The sequence below is a fragment of the Acinetobacter sp. 25-47-130 genome (genome assembly GCF_056779705.1).
Genome location: NZ_JBWYII010000002.1, coordinates 261007 through 281318, shown reverse-complemented (window position 1 = coordinate 281318; position 20312 = coordinate 261007). Strand labels below are relative to the sequence as shown.

Below are 20312 nucleotides of genomic sequence, written 5' to 3'. Positions count from 1 at the left end.
ATTATGTCTTCAACGAACCCAGCTGATAAAGCTAAAAACCTGATTAAAATTCCTGAAATGCGCCGTATCAAGCATATCCATTTTGTGGGTATTGGTGGTGCAGGAATGTGCGGGATTGCGGAAGTCTTAAAAAACCAAGGCTATAAAGTTTCAGGGTCGGATATTAAAGCCTCTAAAACCACTGCACAGCTTGAAGAAAATGGCATTAAAGTTCATATCGGACACGCTGCTGATAATATTAACGGTGCGAATGTATTGGTTGTATCGACTGCGATTGACCAAGAAAATCCAGAAATTAAAGCAGCGATTGAAACACGTATCCCTGTAGTTCGTCGTGCGGAAATGTTGGGCGAGTTGATGCGTTACCGTCATGGTATTGCGGTTGCAGGTACACATGGTAAAACCACAACAACAAGTTTGGTGACCTGTATGCTTGCTGAAGAAAACATGGATCCGACATACGTGATTGGTGGTTTGCTTAATCGCTCTGGAGTAAATGCTGCTTTAGGTGCGAGTCGTTATATTGTAGCTGAAGCAGATGAATCTGATGCTTCATTCCTATATTTAGAACCAATGGCCGCTATTGTCACCAACATTGATGCTGATCATATGGACACGTATGGTGGTAGCTTCGATGTTTTGAAAGATACTTTTGTTCAATTCTTGCAGAAGCTTCCATTCTACGGTTTAGCCGTAGTGTGTGGCGATGATCAAAATATTCGTGAAATTATGCCACGTATTGGTCGACCTGTTTTAACTTATGGTTTTAACGAAGATAACGATATTCGTGCTGTAGATGTGGTACAAGAAGGGATGCAATCACATTTTACTGTGCTTCGTAAAAACAAAGAGCCACTCAAGTTAACCATTAATATGCCTGGTTTGCATAACATCCTTAATGCGTTAGCTGCGATTGGTGTGGCAACTGATGAAGGTGTATCTGATGCTGCAATCGCTCGTGCTTTAGAAAGTTTTAGTGGTGTAGGGCGTCGTTTCCAAATTCAAGGTGAATTTGAGTTAGGTGATGGAACGGTCAAACTGGTTGATGATTATGGTCACCATCCAAAAGAAGTTGAAGCAACGATTAAAGCTGCGCGTGCAAGTCACCCTGATCGTAGACTTGTGATGATGTTCCAACCTCACCGTTTTAGCCGTACACGTGATTGTTTTGATGATTTCGTTGATGTCTTGTCACAAGTCGATCAATTACTGCTATTAGAAGTATATTCTGCAGGTGAAAAGCCGATTGTTGGTGCAGATAGTCGCTCATTGGCAAGAAGTATCCGATTGCGTGGTGATGTTGAACCAATCTTGATTGATCCAGTAGAAGGGAATTTGCCAAATGTGATACAAAAAGTGTTACAAGCAAATGACTTGTTATTGACTCAAGGTGCGGGTAACGTTGGAGCAATTTCAATTGAGCTTGCTCAGAACCAGCTCTATTTAAAATAATCGTCGTTTGATGATTTGGCTAAATTGAAAATTTTATAAGTTTAAGGAACTAAACGTGTCAAATGCTTCTAAATTCGGCAAAGTTGCTGTATTGCTTGGTGGTAAATCTGCAGAGCGTGAGGTGTCATTAGATAGTGGTAAGGCTGTACTTGAAGCATTGGTACGTTCAGGGGTGAATGCAGAGGGTTTTGACCCTCAAGAACGCAGTGTGACTGAACTGGTAAATTACGATCGTGCATTTATTGTGTTACATGGTCGTGGTGGAGAAGATGGTCAAATCCAAGGCGCATTAGAGTGGTTAAATATTCCATATACTGGAACTGGTGTGCAGGGGTCGGCTATCGGAATGGATAAAGTAAAGACCAAGCAAATTTGGCAAGGTTCTGAACTTCCTACAGCGCCATACCGCATTGTTTCTAAAGATACTGATGCACAAGCACTCGTTGCAGAGCTTGGATTACCACTGATTATCAAACCCGTGCACGAAGGCTCGAGTGTGGGCATGAGTAAGGTTGAGAAAGCAGAGGATTTAGCTGAAGCAATTAAAAAAGCGACTCAACATGATGCCGTGGTCATGGCTGAGAAGTGGATTACAGGTCGTGAATTTACGATTTCATTTTTAAATGGACAACCATTACCAGTCATCCGTTTACAACCTCCAGCTGATGTAGCCTTTTATGATTATGAAGCTAAATACCAACGTAATGATGTTGAATATGGTATCCCTTGTGGTTTGAGTGAAGCTGAAGAAAAAAGTTTACAAGCGCTTTGCTTACGAGCGTTTCAAGCTGTTGGGGCAAGTGGTTGGGGTAGAATTGATGCTATGCAGGACGAGCAAGGTCAATTTTGGCTGCTAGAAGTGAATACTGTTCCAGGCATGACCAGTCATTCATTGGTACCAAAAGCAGCTCAAGCGGTAGGTTATAGTTTTGAAGATTTGTGTTTGGCTATTTTAGAGCAAACCTTAGCGAAAGAATCACACTAATTTATGGCTCAACTACCTCCATCGATGCGTCGCAAACGTGCGGCGATTACATCGATTCATGACAAACCACCGACTCGCAAAGAGAAAATGATTAATGCGGGTGGTTGGGTCATGCTTATTTTTGCATGTTGTGTACTTTTGGTCGGGATTTATGGCTTATATAGCGTCATGACCAGTGCAAAGGTAGCATCTTTGGATGTGGTTGGTCTGCAAGCCGAGCCTGAAATTAGTCAAGTGAAACAGCAGTTAATGCCTACCATTACAGGCAATTATTTTACTGCTGATCTTGAGCAAATTCGTGATAAGGCATTAGAGATTTCTTGGGTAGATCGAGTGGTCATTTCTAGAGCTTGGCCAGACGGTATTAAGGTTCGTGTTATTCCGAAACATCCGATTGCACGTTGGGGAACAGGACGTCTGTTAAGTGATCAGGGTGTAGTCTATACAGAGGCATATTCTAGAAATCACGCAAATTTACCACTTATGCATGGTCCGTCAGATCAGTCAAAAGTCATGATGAGACGTTATCATGAAATTAATCAACTGTTTAGTCCAGTGAATCTGCGTTTGAAAGAGCTATATTTAACAGATCGTCGGACATGGTTTATGCAGTTCGATTCGGGTTTACGTATTATTGTGGATCAGGATCAGACCATGAGCAAACTGCAACGATTGAGTCACTTATCTCAAGCAGATCTGAAAGTGGTTTGGCCAAGAGTTTCAGCGATTGACTTACGTTACCGTAATGGCTTGGCGATTCAATGGAAAAATGCGACACCACCAAAGATTATAAATGGTCAGTTTGTTGTAACCATTAATGACATTAACATTGCAGATTCAAGAGTTGCAAAGCCATAATACGTGGCTTTAAAAATAGGCATAAGCCAGATATAAACAATGAAGAAAATGGTAGTGAATCATGAATGAGGCTGTTCCCTCAGTTGTTGCGATAGACATTGGGACACATAAAGTTTCAGTTCTAATTGGTAAAGTGCATGCGCCGGATAATATCCAGGTCATCGGTATGGCGACTGCGCGAAATAAAGGCATGAACAAAGGAAAAATTGTTAGCCTTGAAAAAGTGATCTCTGCGATTAAGAATGCGGTACAAGAAGCAGAAGATATGGCGGAGTGTCGTGTGCATTCAGCATGGGTATCGATCCCGAGTACAGAATTGCAAAGTGCTTATGCGACAGGCCGGACACCGATTTCTAATCCAGAACGCACCATTACGACTTCAGAAGTGGTTAAAGCTTTAGAAATGGCAAAAGCCAGTCATTTAACTTCTGATCATTATCTTGCAAGTGCAGTCCCATTGGGTTTTGAGTTGGATGATTCACCTGAGTGGGTGCATAATCCAATTAACCTTTCAGCAAATAGCATGACGGCGCATTATCAACTCATGATGCTACCAATCAGCACCATGCAAAATTTAGATCGTGCAATGAAAGGCGCCAATATTTTTGTCGAAAAGATGGTGATTTCATGTTTAGCAACGGCTGAAGGTGCATTGCTGAAAGATGAAAAAGAGTATGGTGTATGCTTATTGGATATTGGGGCTGGTACAACCAATATTGCAGTTTATATTGAAGGTCATTTAGTGCTAGCACACACCATTCAACGTGGTGGTGAAAATGTAACGCGTGATATCGCCGCAGTATTGCAAACGACGACCGAAGAAGCTGAACGACTCAAATTGCTTTACGGTTGTGTTGATTTACAGCAAGTCAAACCTGAACATATGATCGAGTTTGAAGCGATCGATGGTCCTCAAGCGATCAGTCGGATTGAGCTATCAGAGATTATTATTGCACGTTACGAAGAAATTCTTTCTATGGTGCGTGATGAGTTACAACAACGTGGTGCGCTACAAAGTTTATACCACGGTGTAGTTTTAAGTGGTGATGCATGTCAGATTGAGGGTATGATCACATTATCACGTCGTATGTTGAGTGTTTCTGCTCATTTAGGCAACCCTCCGCTACAAGTATATGCGGATGATCAACATTTACCTGCATTAAGACGTTCAATGTATTCTACCGCAACAGGACTGCTGTTATTTAGTCAAAGCGATTTACAAGAATCGGTTGAGCAACCTGAAGAAGTGAATAAGCGTCCATTATTAGAGCGCATAGCGAATGGTTGGAATGCGTTTAATAACAAATTGAAAGGTATTTTTTAAGTTTAGTTTTTAAGGGAGTATTGTTTGCAACTTGTAAGAGCAACTTCATGTGCTTGACAAGAATGTGATTGCAACGCATCCTAAAAACAAATTTTTATTATTGAAGATCAAGGCAGTATACGGGCTTAAGTGACTGCCAAATTTATTAGGAAAAGTTAAGGTCATGGCTTCATTTGAATTTTTAGAAGATGAACAAACCGATAATAACGGTCAAGCCCGTTTTACTGTGTTTGGTGTTGGTGGCGGTGGTGGTAATGCCGTACAACACATGGTGCAATCTGATATCAAAGGCGTGAAATTTGTTTGTGCAAATACAGATAAACAAGCTTTGGATCGTATGAATGCGCCATTCAAAATCCAATTGGGCCAACAAAGTACGCGTGGACTAGGTGCAGGAGCAAATCCTGATGTCGGTCAAATTGCAGCAGAAGAAAGTCGCGAATTAATCCGTCAGCATCTGGAAGGTGCAGATATGGTATTTGTTACTGCCGGCATGGGTGGTGGTACTGGTACTGGTGCAGCACCAGTCGTGGCTGAAATAGCACAAGAAATGGGTATTTTGACGGTTGGTGTTGTCACCACTCCATTTAACTTCGAGGGTCGTCGTCGTCAACGTTCTGCTGAAAAAGGGATCGAAGAACTTGAAAAGCATGTTGACTCATTGATTATCATTCCAAACCAACGCCTACTTAGCGTTTATGGTGATATCTCGATGCAAGATGCTTATCGCAAAGCGGATGATGTCTTGCTTAACGCAGTACGAAGTATCTTTGATTTAGTTGTGCGTCCTGGTCATATCAACCTTGACTTCGCCGATTTAAAAACAGCGATGAGCACACGCGGTTATGCGATGATGGGTGAAGGTAAGAGTAGCGGTCCAGATCGTGCTGAAGATGCAGCGCGTCTTGCGATTCGCAGTCCGTTGCTTGACAACGTAAATATTATGAACGCGAAGGGTGTTTTAATTAATATCACTGGCGGTAATGATGTTACCTTGCGTGAAACTGAAATTATCACAGATGTTGTCAATCAAATTGTTGATCTGGATGAAGGTGAAGTCTTCTTTGGTACAGTATTTGATCCAGATGCGCGTGATGAAATCCGTGTTACTGTGATTGCGACAGGTTTAACTCGTAATGCGAATGAAACGGAAGTGAAGCGCCGTGCGCCAGTGAGTGTAAACCCATCAGTTGGTGGACAAGCTGCTGCTTTGGATGAAGATGATGTTCCAGCAATCAGTAAACGTCAGAATCAAGAGAGTGTAGCCCCTGAGCCTTCTGCAGCGCCTCGATCTGCACCAATGAGCATTCAAGATTATCTTAAAAATCAACAGCGTAAATAACATGTAACATAATGTGTTTACGATGATCAAACAGAAAAGGTGGCGCTTATGCCACCTTTTTGATTTTTATCAATGGCTAAATGTGCTAACGTATACTAGATTTTAGATGAATATTGAAGAAACATGTTGAAACAACGCACCCTGAAACGAGTCGTGAAAGCGAGTGGTATCGGATTACACAGTGGGCAAAAAGTAATGATTAACTTTGTACCACATGTAGCTGATGGGGGTATTGTTTTTCGTCGTATTGATTTAAATCCGCCTGTAAATATTCCTGCTAATGCGATGCTGATTCAAGAAGCATTTATGTGTTCGAATTTGGTACAAGAAAATGCCAAAGTTGGGACTATCGAACATATTATGAGTGCGATTGCAGGTCTTGGTATTGATAATCTGATTATTGAAGTATCAGCTTCAGAAGTTCCAATTATGGATGGAAGCGCCGGTCCATTTATCTATTTACTCATGCAAGGTGAGTTGATGGAGCAAGAAGCGCCTAAAAAATTTATAAAAATATTAAAGCCTGTAGAAGCATTAATTGACGATAAGCGCGCTATTTTTAATCCGCATGATGGTTTTCAACTTAATTTTACGATTGATTTCGATCACCCAGCCTTTGCCAAAGAATATCAGTCTGCCAGTATTGATTTCTCAACGGAAACATTTGTTTATGAAGTCAGTGAGGCACGTACTTTCGGCTTTATGAAAGATTTGGATTATCTTAAGGCGAATAATTTAGCTTTGGGTGCTAGTTTAGAGAATGCAATTGGTGTTGATGATTCAGGTGTCGTGAACGAAGAAGGCTTACGATTTGCTGATGAATTTGTACGTCATAAAATATTGGATGCGGTGGGTGATCTTTATTTACTCGGACATCAAATTATTGCGAAGTTTGATGGTTACAAATCTGGACATGCACTCAATAATCAACTGCTTCGCAATGTTCAGAGTGATCCATCTAATTATGAAATTGTAACATTTGATGACGAAAAGTCTTGTCCAATTCAATATGTAAGTGTGATCTAAGTCATTGTCTTCAGGTTAAATGTTATAGTGTAACATTGTTAAGTGTGACTTAATTTGCCTTTAAAATAGTGAATGACGTTTAAATCAAATGGTCCTGTTACTTTTTATTGCTTGCCAAACGTATCATAGCTTGGCTAAGCTTAGGATCGTTCACAAAACTAGCAGCGTTGAGTAACATTTCTTGCGTTGTCGGACATAAAGAAGTTTTGGAATTTTCAGTTTGTGTTTGGGGAATTTCTTTTTTTGCTCGAAGACGAACTTGGATTTTTTGTAAATCTTTGAGTTCAGGGATTTGTGATAACTGAGAAATATACTGTTTTTGAAGGTAACCGAGTTGACTAATCATGGCTTGATTTTCACCAGTGATGGTCAAAATACCGTATTGATAACAGACAACTTGCCATTGTTCATTTTTGGGCAATAGCGGTTGAATTAATTTTGTAAGTCTCTGCCAGTCAGCAACTTGCTTTGTGAGAAACGATAAGTTTCCTGTTTTTATGTGTTGTCTTGTTTGTTGAAACATATTTTTTGGTTCTGACATACATTGTTCCTACATTGTTTTGTCTTAATCTTAAACGCTTGTTTCTTTCGATATCAAGGAAGAGATCACACAAGAGACTTGAGTAAGAACAGTTTAATGAGGTTTATATGTATACGCGACGTATTTTATTAGCGTTTTCTTTAGCAGCTTCAGCAGCTTCGGTTGCATTTGCAGATTTAGTTCAATTAGATGCCACACAAGCCTCCAATCCTGATCGATTGGAAGAGTTAACAAGAACACTATCACAAGGTTCTTATAGTCATCCTGATGACATGGACATTCCAGCGACAGCACAAGTCGATGTGAAAGTTCGAGCAAAGGCGGATCCAATCGAATTAAATAATGCGCTGCTTAATAGTAAATACCCTGCTCAAAAAACTACGACGACAAGTTCAAATCGTTACTCTTCAAATAATGCATATTCATGGTTAGTGACCCACCCACTTCCAAGTGGTCGTGTCAGTTCAAATTATGGCGGCCGAACAATGGGCGGACGTGCTGAAAACCATTCTGGTTTGGATCTTGCGGCACCAACAGGAACTCCAATATATGCAACTGGTCCAGGAATAGTGACTAAATCAGGTTGGGGCACAGGTTATGGTCAATATGTCGAAATCAACCACGGTAATGGGTATATCACACGATATGCACATGCTTCACGCTTAATTGCTAAAGTAGGTGATAAAGTCACTGCTGGTGAGCATATTGCCAATGTAGGTTGTACTGGACGCTGTACTGGTCCTCACTTACATTATGAAGTGGTCAAAGATGGTCAGCGTAAAAATCCTTCAACTTACCTAGCGATGTTGCCTTAATTAATTATCAAACCTCATTAATACACATCCATTGTTAAGTCATTTGAATAAATCGCCAAGCATAGTCTTGGCGATTTTCGTTTTTGCAGTCAGGTCACCTGACTAAATTCAAGATTAAAATAAAGCTTTGTATAAAAAAACAGCAGAATTGGCGTTTTAGTGTTAATTTGTGTAATAAATGGTCAAGTACTATTTATTATCGAAATATTATTCTAATGTCGTATTCATTTATAGCCATAACTGCGTATCGCGAAAATATGTTAAATATAGGGCATACAAATAGGCATGAATATAGGTGTAATATGGCGTATTACGGTGATACCGACGCACAAGAAACCCAAGAGTGGCAGGACGCTTTTGACTCTGTTTTACAGCATATGGGGACGGAAAGAGCAGCCTTTCTTCTTGAAAAACTGTATCAACGTGCGATTGCGAAACATGTTCCCATTCAGCGTCTAAATACTCCTTACTTAAATACGATTTCAGTAGAAGAGCAACCTGCAATGCCTGGTGATCCAGATATGGAGCGCCGAATTCGTGCTTTGATTCGTTGGAATGCTTTAGCAATGGTGCTTCGCGCCAATAAAACAGGCGACGATCTTGGTGGTCACTTAGCCAGCTTTGCATCTTCTGCAACTTTATATGATGTTGGCTTTAACCATTTCTTCCGTGCCAACAGTGATAACTTCGGCGGTGACATGATTTATTATCAAGGTCACTGTGCACCAGGGATTTATGCGCGCTCATTCTTGGAAGGTCGTTTAACTGAAGAGCATCTGAACAATTTCCGTCGTGAAGTTGATGGTATTGGTTTACCTTCGTACCCACATCCGTACTTAATGCCAGACTATTGGCAGTTCCCAACGGTATCGATGGGTCTAGGTCCAATCATGTCCATTTATCAAGCACATATTCAAAAGTACTTGATGAACCGCGGTTTGATTAAAGAAGAAGATCGTAAGGTTTGGGCTTATCTTGGCGATGGTGAGATGGATGAACCAGAAAGTACTGGTGCAATTTCGTTGGCAGGTCGTGAAAAGTTAGACAACTTGGTTTGGGTTGTAAACTGTAACTTGCAACGTTTAGATGGTCCAGTTCGTGGTAATGGTAAGATCATCCAAGAACTTGAGTCTCTATTCCGTGGTGCAGGTTGGCGCGTGATTAAAGTAGTATGGGGTCGTCATTGGGATCCACTACTTGCTAAAGATGAATCTGGTGCGCTTAAAGCCATTATGGAAGAAGCTGTAGATGGTGATTATCAGCGTTATCAAGTGAAAGGTGGTGCTTATACACGTGCGCACTTCTTTGGTAAATATCCTGAAGCTGAAGAGTTAGTTAAACACTTAAGTGATGAAGATATCGATAATTTAAATCGTGGCGGTCACGATCCTTACAAAGTATATGCTGCTTATGCAGAAGCCATGAAATCTACAGGTCAGCCAACGGTTATTCTCGCGAAAACTGTTAAAGGTTACGGCTTATCTGAAGAAATTGAAGCGGTCAATAAAACGCATCAAATCAAGAAAATGCAACTTGAATCGCTTAAATATGTACGTAACCGTTTCAACTTGCCATTTACCGATGAGCAACTTGAAGAAGTTCCATTTTATCGCCCAAGTGAAAACTCGCCTGAAATTAAGTATATGAAGGCTCGCCGTGAGGCATTAGGTGGTTACTTACCAGCACGTCGTAAAGAGAGCGAATCTTTAGCGATTCCTGAGTTGTCTGTATTTGATGCAGTGTTAGCTGGTTCTAATGGTAAGCAACAATCAACGACCATGGTGATGGTACGTTTAATCTCTGCACTACTGAAAGAAAAAGCAATTAAAGACCGTGTGGTACCAATTGTTCCAGATGAGGCGCGTACTTTCGGTTTAGAAGGGATGTTCCGTCAATTGGGCATTTATGCCGCGCACGGTCAAAAATATACCCCTGAAGATCAAGAGCAGTTGATGCATTACCGTGAAGCGAAAGATGGTCATATGCTTCAAGAGGGGATCAATGAAGCAGGTGCGATGAGTGCTTGGGCTGCTTTAGGAACAAGTTATTCAACCAATAACCTTCCTATGATCCCGATGTACATGTATTACTCAATGTTTGGCTTCCAACGTATTGGTGATATTGCATGGGCGGCAGGTGATGCACAGGCGCAAGGTTTCTTATTGGGTGCAACTGCTGGTCGTACTACGCTGAATGGTGAAGGTCTACAGCATCAAGATGGTCACTCACATATTCTTGCGAATACGATTCCAAATTGTATTTCTTATGATCCATGTTTCGGATATGAACTTGCGGTGATTGTACATGACGGTCTAAAACGCATGTATGTGGATCAGGAGCGTGTGTTCTATTACTTAACTGTAATGAATGAGAACTATGAGCATCCAGCGATGCCACAAGGTGCTGAAGAAGGCATTAAACGTGGTATGTATTTACTTGAGGAAGATGAAAAAGCCACAGTTCAGCTTTTAGGTTCAGGTGTAATTCTGCGTGAAGTGATTAAAGCGGCTCAAATCTTACGTGATGAATATCAAATTCATTCGAATGTCTACAGCGTAACAAGCTTTAATGAGCTTGCACGTGATGGTATGGCGTGCGAAGAATATAATCGTTTACATCCACTTACTGAAGATGTGAAAGAAGCATGGGTGTCGAAGCAGTTGCGTGGTACGAAAGGTATCGTCGTTTCTGCAACTGATCATATGCGTGCTTACAGTGAGCAAATTCGCGCTTACCTTCCAGATAATCGTCCATTTGTAGCATTAGGTACAGACGGTTATGGTCGCTCAGATACACGTGCAAAACTTCGTAGCTACTTTGGTGTAGATGCTGCGCATATTGTGGTTGCGACATTGAAGAAACTTGCTGACGAGGGTGAAGTAGATGCGCGTCTAGTTAAGGATGCGATTTCTAGCTTTGAATTAGATACTGACCGTCCAGTCGCTTGGGCACCTCAAACAACGCCTGAACTTCACGCTGTAGCTGACTACAAAGAGGAGAACTAAGCATGCAAATTACGACTCCTGATATTGGTGTAGATAAAGCCACAGTGGCTGAAATTTTGGTCAAAGTGGGTGATACGATTAGTGTCGATGACAGCATTGTTTTGTTGGAGTCTGACAAAGCATCTGTTGAAGTGCCAAGCACTTCAGCAGGTGTGGTGAAAAGTATTCTGGTTAGCCTTGGTGACGAAGTTGCTGAAGGTGCGGCTTTGGTAGAGCTTGAAGCGGAGGGGCAAACGTCATCTGAAGCACCTACAGCACAAGTTGAAGAATCGAAAGCACAAGCTCACGCAGAACCTGTAGCCCAATCTCAAGCGGAAGCGCCTAAAGCAGCATCAACGGCGTCTGAAACCGTTGATGTACAAGTACCAGACATTGGTGTTGAAAAAGCCACTGTGGGTGAGATCTTGGTTGCGGTTGGCGACGAAATTGATGCCGATCAAAGTATCATTGTCGTTGAGTCTGACAAAGCGACAGTTGAAGTTCCAAGTGCTGTTGCGGGTACAGTTGAATCGATTGAAATTTCAGTCGGTGATACAGTGAAAGAAGGTGTTGTGATTCTGAAAGTGAAAACAGCAGCTTCAGCATCAACCGCGGCGCAAGCTTCTGCAGAAACTACACCGACGACTGTTCCATCTGCAGAGGCACCACCTGCAGAATCAACAAAAGCGACAGTTGCTTCAGCGCCAGCAGGTAAAATTGAGATTGCTGTCCCTGACTTAGGTGTAGACAAAGCTGCTGTAGCTGAAATTTTAGTGGCTGTTGGTGATAAGGTTGAAAAAGACCAAAGCATCATTGTGGTTGAATCAGATAAAGCGACCGTTGAAGTACCAAGTACCACCACAGGTGTGATTACCGCAATTCATATTGAATTGGGTCAAAATGTGTCTGAAGGTGTGGCTTTAGTCACGATTGAAGCTGAAGGTCAAGCAATCCCAGTTACAGAAGCCCCTGTATCAGCACCAGTGACTACAAAAGCGGAAGCACCAAAAGCTGCCCCTGCGCAAGCAGCGGTTGCTCCTGTACAAACAGCAGCCCCTTCAGCAGATAAACTGACCAAAGAGCAAAATGCAGCAAATGCCAAAGTATATGCTGGTCCTGCGGTACGTAAGTTGGCGCGTGAGCTTGGTGTTGTGTTGGCAGAAGTCAAAGCTTCTGGTCCACATGCACGCTTAATGAAAGAAGACATCTTTGCGTATGTGAAAACACGTTTAACTGCACCAGCACCTGTAACTGCTGCACCGACAGTTGCTGCACCAGCAGGATTGCCTAAATTACCAAGTTTTGATGCCTTTGGTGGTGTAGAAGAAAAAGCGTTAACACGTTTACAGCAAGTGTCTATTCCACAGTTGTCATTGAACAATTATATCCCGCAAGTGACCCAATTCGATGCGGCAGATATTACGGAGCTTGAAGCATGGCGTAATGAGCTTAAAGGCAACTTTAAGAAAGAAGGCATTAGCCTGACCATTATGGCATTCATCATCAAGGCTGTAGCGCATTTGCTAAAAGAAGAACGTGAGTTTGCAGGTCACTTGTCTGATGATGGCAAAACCGTATTACTGCGTAAAGAAATCCATATGGGCATTGCTGTTGCTACACCAGATGGTTTAACAGTGCCTGTGCTACGTAATCCAGATCAAAAATCAATTAAGCAAATCGCAGTTGAACTCGGTGAGTTGGGTCAAAAAGCACGTGATAAGAAATTGTCACCGAAAGATCTGCAAGGTGCCAACTTCACGATTTCAAGCCTAGGCGCAATTGGTGGTACGGCATTCACTCCGCTTGTCAACTGGCCGCAAGTGGCAATCTTGGGTATTTCACCTGCAACGATGCAACCTGTGTGGAATGGACAAGGTTTTGATCCATGTTTAATGCTTCCATTGTCATTGTCTTATGACCATCGTGTCATTAATGGTGCTGATGCTGCTCGCTTTACCAATAAACTGACGAAGCTGCTTAAAGATATTCGTACATTGCTCATCTAAATATTTTTAACGTATTTTGTCTGCAGAATCAAAACCTCACTTCGGTGGGGTTTTTTATTTGTAAAAACAAAAAGCCAGGCTTATAATGGATAAACTTCATTGGGGAGTAGCCGCTGTTCTGCAATAGAACAGGTGATGGTCAACATATTTGCTCTAAAACGAGCATGGTCATCATAGCAAAGAACCAAATGAGCTCTATTTGAGCTTTCTTTTGTTGGCAAGACCTTTGATTTACCATTCTGCGGATTTTTGGCTAGCAGGGATGGTGGGTCATTGGTATTTGTTATGCTAGCCAGAGAAAGACATCATGTATGAATTCCTTCTGTCTACAGGTATCGTCGCACTAGCTGAAATGGGTGATAAAACCCAATTGTTAGCTTTACTTCTTGCTGCACGCTTTCGTAAACCCGTTCCAATCTTAATTGCTATTTTGTTAGCGACAATTGTCAATCATGGAGTTTCCGCTGCTCTAGGACAATGGGTTACAACAATTTTAAGTCCCGAGATCCTCATGTGGATTCTAGCAATAGGATTTATTGCTATGGCTGCTTGGATGCTGGTCCCTGATGAACTAGAGGATGAGTCAGGAAGTATTCAAAAATGGCAAAAATTTGGCGTTTTTGGAGCGACGTTTATTTTATTTTTCTTGGCTGAAATTGGCGACAAAACGCAGATTGCGACAGTGGCACTTGCTGCACGTTTTGACAGTATCTGGTGGGTGATGGCTGGAACGACATTAGGTATGATGATCGCTAATGCGCCGGCAGTATTTATTGGTGATAAATTGGCGAATCGATTACCTATCTCCTTGATTCACAAAATTGGCGCAATAATTTTCCTTGTCATTGGTGTGGGCACTTTAGTGCAACATTATTGTTTATAAATGGTTGTATACGCATAAAGATCTGAATCTTCAAAAGATTTAGTTTATTTATAAATAGTATTGAAATAATGCACCATGAAAGTGATTCATAATGGTGCATTTTTTTAATGGAAGTTATTGATTAGTAAATAAATATAATAAAAAAAATCTTGTTTTTGAAATTAAGTTTTTTTAGGATTTCGTCACTAAAAAATTATTTTTAAGAGATTTAAAAATGCTCTCTCAGATTTCTGCACAGGATGCGTGTTTAAGTTGTGGTGCTTGTTGTGCCTATTTCCGTGTTTCATTTTATGGTGCGGAAGCGATGAACATCCCTACCGAGATGGTTGAGGATATTAACCCTGTATATGCTTGTATGGTGGGGACGAATCAAACTAACCCGCGATGCGTTGCTCTAGAAGGAGAAATAGGGAAGCAGGTCTCTTGCTCGATCTATACGGTTCGCAGTTCATCGTGTAGAGAGGTCCAAGCCGGAGATGCGCAATGTGCCAAAGCTCGACAAGCCCATCATCTGATCCCATTAATTGATATTGAAATTGTTCCATCGTCGAATGATGAGGATTACGATCAGGTCAGTTAATTTGAATGATTTAAAATATGCTTCTGTTTTATATGCTCTTATTATGATTTTTTTGGATAATAAATTGCATGAAAATAGGAGTGATGGGTAAATTTCATAAAATTGTCGATAATAAGAAATGAAATTTACCTTAAAATTTGTATATAATGGCGCACGGAAATTACCAGTGAGACTGTTATGTTGACCATCGTTCAAGACGCGTTAACTTTTGATGATGTCCTATTACTCCCTGCCTACTCTACTGTTCTCCCAAAAGATGTCTCTCTAAAGACACGTTTAACTCGCGGCATTAATTTGAATATCCCTCTTGTGTCTGCAGCAATGGATACGGTGACTGAATCCCGTATGGCAATTGCAATGGCACAAAATGGCGGTATTGGTATCCTTCATAAAAATATGGATATTGCAGCGCAAGCTGCTGAAGTACGCCGTGTGAAAAAATTCGAAGCAGGCATGGTGAAAGATCCAATTACAGTAACCCCTGAAACGACTGTGCGTGAGTTAATCGCAATTACGCAAGCGAACAATATCAGCGGTGTGCCAGTGGTGAAAGATGGCAAAGTAGTTGGTATTGTGACAGGTCGTGATACACGCTTTGAAACTAATCTTGAACAGCCAGTAAGCAACATCATGACTGGTCAAGATCGTTTGGTCACTGTTCGCGAAGGTGAATCGAAAGAAAACATTCAGGCACTTCTTCAAAAAAATCGCATTGAGAAAGTGATTGTTGTTGGCGAAAACAACGAACTAAAAGGTTTAATCACTGTAACAGATTTTAATAAAGCTGAGCTTTATCCAAATAGCTGTAAAGATGACTTAGGTCGTTTACGTGTGGGTGCTGCAGTTGGTACAGGTGTAGAAACTCCAAGCCGTGTTGAAGCATTGGTTGATGCGGGTGTTGACGTGATTGTAGTCGATACTGCACATGGTCACTCTGCTGGTGTTATCGAGCGCGTACGTTGGGTTAAAGCCAACTACCCACAAGTTCAAGTCATTGGCGGTAACATTGCGACTGGCGATGCTGCATTGGCTTTACTTGATGCAGGCGCAGATGCTGTGAAAGTAGGTATCGGTCCTGGTTCAATCTGTACGACTCGTATTGTTGCAGGTATTGGTATGCCACAAATTTCGGCGATCGATTCTGTTGCTAACGCACTGAAAGATCAAATTCCATTGATCGCAGACGGTGGTATCCGCTTCTCAGGTGATATGGCAAAAGCGATCGGTGCAGGTGCAAGTACGATTATGGTGGGTTCTTTACTTGCTGGTACTGAAGAAGCACCAGGCGAAGTTGAATTCTTCCAAGGTCGTTATTACAAAGCTTACCGAGGAATGGGTTCATTGGGTGCAATGGCGGGTGCAACAGGTTCTGCGGATCGTTATTTCCAAGACTCTAAAGCAGGTGCTGAGAAGTTGGTTCCAGAAGGTATTGAAGGCCGCGTACCTTACAAAGGGCCAATGGGCAACATCGTGCATCAAATGATGGGTGGTTTACGTTCATCTATGGGTTATACAGGCTCTGCAGTGATTGAAGATCTTCGTCAAAATGCGAAATTCGTGAAAATCACGTCTGCGGGTATGTCTGAATCACACGTTCACGATGTGACCATTACTAAAGAAGCACCGAATTACCGTGTTGGTTAATTGCCTGTTATAAAACAATTTTTAAAAAAAACCGTCATGTAAATGACGGTTTTTTTATTTTGGTGTAAAGTGGTGCGCATTGAAAAAGGATGATGTTAATCACCCGCTAAGAAGTGAGAGAATGAATGAGTTATTTTGGTACTGATGGTATTCGTGGGAAATTCGGTGTATTTCCAATCACACCTGAGTTTGCACTCAAATTAGGGTTTGCTGCGGGTAAAGTACTTAAGCGTAGAACAAAAAGAAATAAACCGATTGTGGTGATGGGCAAAGATCCTCGTTTATCAGGTTATATTTTAGAAGCGGCTTTACAATCGGGTTTAAACGCAGCTGGTGTTTATGTGCATTTATTGGGTCCATTACCTACGCCTGCCATTGCTCATTTAACTCGTGCTTTGCATGCCAGTTTAGGGATTGTCATCTCAGCTTCACATAACCCTTATCATGATAATGGTATTAAGTTTTTTTCTTCAGAAGGAAAAAAATTACCAGACGAGTTTCAAGATGAGATTAATGCTGAACTCGAGAAAGATATTGTCATTGATGATATTGCGAGTCTAGGAAAAAGTGTGCGTGTTGATGATGCTCCAGGTCGTTATATTGAATTTTGTAAATCAACGTTCCCATACCATTATGATTTAAACAATTTAAAGATTGTCGTCGACTGTGCCAATGGAGCAGCATATAACGTGGGTCCTGCGGTATTCCGTGAGCTCGGTGCCAAAGTGATTGCGATTCATAATGAACCGAATGGTTTGAATATTAACCAAGGCTGTGGCTCAACTCATCCTGAGAGTTTGCAAGCTGCTGTTGTTGAGCATCAAGCAGATTTGGGTATTGCATTTGATGGCGATGCAGATCGTGTCATTCTAGTGGATCAGAATGGAAAGCTGATTGATGGCGATCATATTTTATATATCTTGGCGACACAAAGTGCCAATAAACCAGCCGGTATTGTCGGTACGCTCATGAGCAATATGGCACTTGAATTAGCACTTGAAAAAGCAGAAGTTCCACTGCTACGTGCCAAAGTTGGTGACCGTTATGTACTGCAAGGTTTAGAGGAAAACGGTTGGGTTATTGGTGGTGAACCTTCAGGTCACATTTTAACTCTAGACAAGAGCACCACAGGTGATGCGATTATTGCAGCCCTACAAGTCTTAACTGTCATGGTTGAACAGAAGAAAGCATTGCATGAGTTGGTTGCTGACTTTAAATTACTGCCAAACGTGCTTGTAAATGTCCGTTTAAATGCAATGTTTGATCCATACTCAGTACCTGCATTGGCTGCAGAATTTGCCAAAGCCGAAGCGCAACTTAAAGGTCGTGGTCGATTACTGATTCGTAAGTCAGGGACTGAACCTGTAATTCGTGTGATGGTTGAAGGTGATAATCTTCAAGAAGTGACTGCACTGGCACATGCTTTGGCAGATGCTGTACGTGCTAATGCAGCAGCTTAATCGGGGATTGACTCATGAGTGATTTGATTAAAGATCTCAGTGAACTGCGCCTAAATTATCAAAAAGGCGAATTACATGAGGATCAAGTGAATGCTGATCCACATGAACAGTTTTTATTGTGGTTTAACGATGCGTTAGAAGCTCAGCTTCACGAACCGTATGCCATGTCATTAGCTACAGCAAATGCTGAGGGTAGACCGCACGTACGTACCGTATTACTTCGCGGTGCCGATGAAAATGGTTATGCGTTTTATACCAATTATGACAGCCAAAAAGGACTCGACTTAGTAGCCAATCCTTATGCGCAAATTCTGTTTTATTGGGCTGAACAAGAACGCCAAGTTCGCATTTCAGGTCGAGTGGTAAAAATTTCAGAACAAGAATCCGCTGATTATTACCATAAGCGCCCGCGTGATAGCCAAATTGCAGCGCATATTAGTACCCCACAAAGTGGTGTGATTGCGAGCCGTGACGAGCTACAGCAACGCTTTAATGAATTGCATGAGCGTGTGGCAGATCAACAGACTTTAGATAAGCCTGATTTCTGGGGTGGTTACCGTATAGAGCCAGATTATTATGAGTTCTGGCAAGGTCGCCCAAACCGTTTGCACGACCGTTTGTGTTATGAAAAAATCGACGGTGCGTGGAAATTACAACGATTGATGCCATAAATGCCAAAACTTGAAATCAAGCAACGTCCATTTTTAACACGCCCTGAAAACTTTCAGGGTGTGCCTTCATTTGTTGCCGAAATTTTGGCACGTCGAGGCGTTGAATCTGAACAAGAACTAGAACTGAAATTAAAATACTTATTAGCGCCAACCATGAAGGGTTTGGATGCTGCAATTCAGTTGATCGACCAAGCCATTGATCAACACAAAAAAATTGTGATTGTCGGGGACTATGATGCTGACGGTGCGACCAGTACAACATTGATGATGCTTGCACTATGTGACATGGGGGCAGATGTTGATTATTTAGTCCCTGATCGCTTTAAGTATGGCTATGGTTTGACACCTGCTATAGCAGATCTTGCGTTTGCCAACTTTACGCCTGATTTGTTGATTACGGTTGACAATGGTATTTCAAGTCATGATGGAGTTAAGCAAGCCCAAGATCATGGCATGCAAGTGATTATTACTGATCACCATCTCACAACCAAGCCAACGCCTATGGCTGAGGCAGTGGTGAATCCGAATCAACTCGGTTGTGAGTTTCCAAGTAAAGCTTTGGCAGGAGTAGGAGTTGCCTTTTATGTGTTGGCGAATTTATCTAGTCATCGTAAAAAAATGGGCAAGTCTTTTGCACAAATGATCAGCTATTTGGATTTGGTTGCGCTTGGGACCTATGCCGATGTTGCCAGTTTGGACTATAACAACCGAATCTTAATCGACAGTGGTCTAAAGCGGATTAAACAAGGATTATGTCGCCCTGGGATTTCAGCCTTATTAGATATTGCCAAACGTGATCCTGCAGGACTGAAAGCGCAAGACTTAGGTTTTGTGATTGGACCGCGAATTAATGCGGCAGGGCGTATGGAAACCATGGACATTGGCATCGAATGTCTCTTGGCATCCGACTTGGCTACAGCATATCCTTTAGCGGAACAGCTGAATCAACTCAATGTGGAACGTCGTCAGGTAGAAGGTAAGATTAAACAAGAAGCATTGACTGCATTAGATCAAATTCAGCTAGATAAGGATGCAATACCTGCAGCGTTAATTATGTTTGAGCCACATTGGCATCAAGGCGTGATTGGAATTGTGGCAGGACGCTTAAAAGAGCAGTTCCATCGTCCGAGTATCGTTTTTGCCCGTGATGAAGATGGCATTCATATCAAAGGTTCAGCGCGTTCAATTGAGGGAATTCATATTCGGGATGCGATTGAGCGTGTGGCTGAGCAATATCCACATATTGTCAGTCACTTTGGTGGGCATGCTGCAGCTGCAGGTCTAACCATTCAAAAAGAACATTTTGCTGAGTTTAAGCAGGTATTTGAGCAGTTGATTGCCAGTCAAGATGAAAGTCTCTTTACTGCAACCTTATGGACGGATGGGGAGTTGCCAGCTTCAGCTTTCCAAATTGAAACGGTGGACGTATTACAAAATTTAAGTCCTTGGGGGCAAAAGTTTCCTGCGCCTGTATTCGAGGGAGTATTTAAAATTTTGGATTATCGCTGGCTGAAGGATGTGCACTTGAAACTGCGTGTAGCTTTAGAAAATGGTCAAGTGGTAGAGGCAATCGCCTTTAACGCAGCAGATAAATATCAGTTTGATCCGATGCTCAATGAAATTCGCTTGGTCTATGAGCTGGATAAAAATACCTTTAATGGCAATACCAGTTTACAAATGCGCATTGTACATATGCATCAATAAAAAAACCGCTCATCAGAGCGGTTTTTAGCACTCAAAG

General features: G+C 41.8%; 16 protein-coding genes and 1 riboswitch. Of the genes, 15 read left to right on the top strand and 1 reads right to left on the bottom strand.

What is annotated here, in order from left to right; all coding sequences use genetic code 11:
* Positions 1–3 precede the first annotated feature (3 nt).
* The 6 genes from murC to lpxC all read left to right on the top strand — a co-directional run bounded on the left by murC (position 4) and on the right by lpxC (position 6987).
* Positions 4–1452 carry a UDP-N-acetylmuramate--L-alanine ligase gene (gene murC, locus AC1M83_RS05025; RefSeq protein ID WP_180028490.1) on the top strand — a complete coding sequence of 483 codons (1449 nt, stop codon included), beginning with the start codon at positions 4–6 and terminating at the stop codon, positions 1450–1452.
* A gap of 55 nt (positions 1453–1507) precedes the next feature.
* Positions 1508–2437 carry a D-alanine--D-alanine ligase gene (locus tag AC1M83_RS05020; RefSeq protein ID WP_035265835.1) on the top strand — a complete coding sequence of 310 codons (930 nt, stop codon included), beginning with the start codon at positions 1508–1510 and terminating at the stop codon, positions 2435–2437.
* 3 nt (positions 2438–2440) lie between these two features.
* Positions 2441–3295 carry a cell division protein FtsQ/DivIB gene (locus tag AC1M83_RS05015; protein WP_035265833.1) on the top strand — a complete coding sequence of 285 codons (855 nt, stop codon included), beginning with the start codon at positions 2441–2443 and terminating at the stop codon, positions 3293–3295.
* Between the two features lie 61 nt (positions 3296–3356).
* On the top strand, positions 3357–4619 hold the full coding sequence (gene ftsA / locus AC1M83_RS05010; RefSeq protein ID WP_481590152.1) for a cell division protein FtsA: 1263 nt from the start codon (positions 3357–3359) through the stop codon (positions 4617–4619).
* Between the two features lie 163 nt (positions 4620–4782).
* Positions 4783–5961 carry a cell division protein FtsZ gene (gene ftsZ, locus AC1M83_RS05005; protein ID WP_035265829.1) on the top strand — a complete coding sequence of 393 codons (1179 nt, stop codon included), beginning with the start codon at positions 4783–4785 and terminating at the stop codon, positions 5959–5961.
* A 123-nt stretch (positions 5962–6084) separates the two neighbouring features.
* Positions 6085–6987: a UDP-3-O-acyl-N-acetylglucosamine deacetylase gene (gene lpxC / locus AC1M83_RS05000; protein WP_092766514.1), complete on the top strand. Its 903-nt coding sequence runs from the start codon at positions 6085–6087 to the stop codon at positions 6985–6987.
* A gap of 97 nt (positions 6988–7084) precedes the next feature.
* Here the strand turns inward: lpxC and AC1M83_RS04995 are convergent, their stop codons facing one another.
* Positions 7085–7528, bottom strand: coding sequence for a DciA family protein (locus AC1M83_RS04995; protein ID WP_035265826.1), 444 nt, complete (start codon positions 7526–7528; stop codon positions 7085–7087).
* A gap of 107 nt (positions 7529–7635) precedes the next feature.
* Between AC1M83_RS04995 and AC1M83_RS04990 the strand changes: the two genes are divergently transcribed.
* The 9 genes from AC1M83_RS04990 to recJ all read left to right on the top strand — a co-directional run bounded on the left by AC1M83_RS04990 (position 7636) and on the right by recJ (position 20275).
* Positions 7636–8343 carry a M23 family metallopeptidase gene (locus tag AC1M83_RS04990; protein WP_092766513.1) on the top strand — a complete coding sequence of 236 codons (708 nt, stop codon included), beginning with the start codon at positions 7636–7638 and terminating at the stop codon, positions 8341–8343.
* Positions 8344–8645: 302 nt separating this feature from the next.
* The gene (gene aceE / locus AC1M83_RS04985; RefSeq protein ID WP_092766512.1) at positions 8646–11348 is read left to right on the top strand and encodes a pyruvate dehydrogenase (acetyl-transferring), homodimeric type; all 2703 of its coding nucleotides are present in this window, start codon (positions 8646–8648) and stop codon (positions 11346–11348) included.
* Positions 11349–11350: 2 nt separating this feature from the next.
* Positions 11351–13333, top strand: a complete 1983-nt coding sequence (locus tag AC1M83_RS04980; RefSeq protein WP_481590151.1) for a 2-oxo acid dehydrogenase subunit E2 — start codon at positions 11351–11353, stop codon at positions 13331–13333.
* An 89-nt stretch (positions 13334–13422) separates the two neighbouring features.
* Positions 13423–13565: riboswitch (yybP-ykoY riboswitch) on the top strand.
* Between the two features lie 75 nt (positions 13566–13640).
* Entirely contained in the window at positions 13641–14216 is a 576-nt protein-coding gene (locus tag AC1M83_RS04975) for a TMEM165/GDT1 family protein (protein ID WP_035265818.1), read from the top strand.
* Positions 14217–14430: 214 nt separating this feature from the next.
* The gene (locus tag AC1M83_RS04970) at positions 14431–14796 is read left to right on the top strand and encodes a YkgJ family cysteine cluster protein (RefSeq protein WP_035265816.1); all 366 of its coding nucleotides are present in this window, start codon (positions 14431–14433) and stop codon (positions 14794–14796) included.
* Positions 14797–14973: 177 nt separating this feature from the next.
* Complete coding sequence (guaB, locus tag AC1M83_RS04965; RefSeq protein ID WP_035265814.1) at positions 14974–16440, top strand: IMP dehydrogenase; 1467 nt, start codon at positions 14974–14976, stop codon at positions 16438–16440.
* 125 nt (positions 16441–16565) lie between these two features.
* The gene (glmM, locus tag AC1M83_RS04960) at positions 16566–17900 is read left to right on the top strand and encodes a phosphoglucosamine mutase (RefSeq protein WP_481590150.1); all 1335 of its coding nucleotides are present in this window, start codon (positions 16566–16568) and stop codon (positions 17898–17900) included.
* Between the two features lie 14 nt (positions 17901–17914).
* Entirely contained in the window at positions 17915–18571 is a 657-nt protein-coding gene (gene pdxH, locus AC1M83_RS04955; protein WP_481590149.1) for a pyridoxamine 5'-phosphate oxidase, read from the top strand.
* Entirely contained in the window at positions 18572–20275 is a 1704-nt protein-coding gene (recJ, locus tag AC1M83_RS04950; RefSeq protein ID WP_035265810.1) for a single-stranded-DNA-specific exonuclease RecJ, read from the top strand.
* Positions 20276–20312: the final 37 nt, after the last annotated feature.

What these genes read in the sequence shown, in the direction of transcription:
- recJ (WP_035265810.1), top strand. Translation starts at nt 18,572, where the DNA reads ATGCCAAAACTTGAAATCAAGCAACGTCCATTTTTAACACGCCCTGAA.
- aceE (WP_092766512.1), top strand. Translation starts at nt 8,646, where the DNA reads ATGGCGTATTACGGTGATACCGACGCACAAGAAACCCAAGAGTGGCAG.
- pdxH (WP_481590149.1), top strand. Translation starts at nt 17,915, where the DNA reads ATGAGTGATTTGATTAAAGATCTCAGTGAACTGCGCCTAAATTATCAA.
- lpxC (WP_092766514.1), top strand. Translation starts at nt 6,085, where the DNA reads ATGTTGAAACAACGCACCCTGAAACGAGTCGTGAAAGCGAGTGGTATC.
- AC1M83_RS04995 (WP_035265826.1), bottom strand. Translation starts at nt 7,528, where the DNA reads ATGTCAGAACCAAAAAATATGTTTCAACAAACAAGACAACACATAAAA.
- AC1M83_RS04990 (WP_092766513.1), top strand. Translation starts at nt 7,636, where the DNA reads ATGTATACGCGACGTATTTTATTAGCGTTTTCTTTAGCAGCTTCAGCA.
- guaB (WP_035265814.1), top strand. Translation starts at nt 14,974, where the DNA reads ATGTTGACCATCGTTCAAGACGCGTTAACTTTTGATGATGTCCTATTA.
- ftsZ (WP_035265829.1), top strand. Translation starts at nt 4,783, where the DNA reads ATGGCTTCATTTGAATTTTTAGAAGATGAACAAACCGATAATAACGGT.
- AC1M83_RS05015 (WP_035265833.1), top strand. Translation starts at nt 2,441, where the DNA reads ATGGCTCAACTACCTCCATCGATGCGTCGCAAACGTGCGGCGATTACA.
- AC1M83_RS04975 (WP_035265818.1), top strand. Translation starts at nt 13,641, where the DNA reads ATGTATGAATTCCTTCTGTCTACAGGTATCGTCGCACTAGCTGAAATG.
- glmM (WP_481590150.1), top strand. Translation starts at nt 16,566, where the DNA reads ATGAGTTATTTTGGTACTGATGGTATTCGTGGGAAATTCGGTGTATTT.
- AC1M83_RS04980 (WP_481590151.1), top strand. Translation starts at nt 11,351, where the DNA reads ATGCAAATTACGACTCCTGATATTGGTGTAGATAAAGCCACAGTGGCT.
- murC (WP_180028490.1), top strand. Translation starts at nt 4, where the DNA reads ATGTCTTCAACGAACCCAGCTGATAAAGCTAAAAACCTGATTAAAATT.
- AC1M83_RS04970 (WP_035265816.1), top strand. Translation starts at nt 14,431, where the DNA reads ATGCTCTCTCAGATTTCTGCACAGGATGCGTGTTTAAGTTGTGGTGCT.
- ftsA (WP_481590152.1), top strand. Translation starts at nt 3,357, where the DNA reads ATGAATGAGGCTGTTCCCTCAGTTGTTGCGATAGACATTGGGACACAT.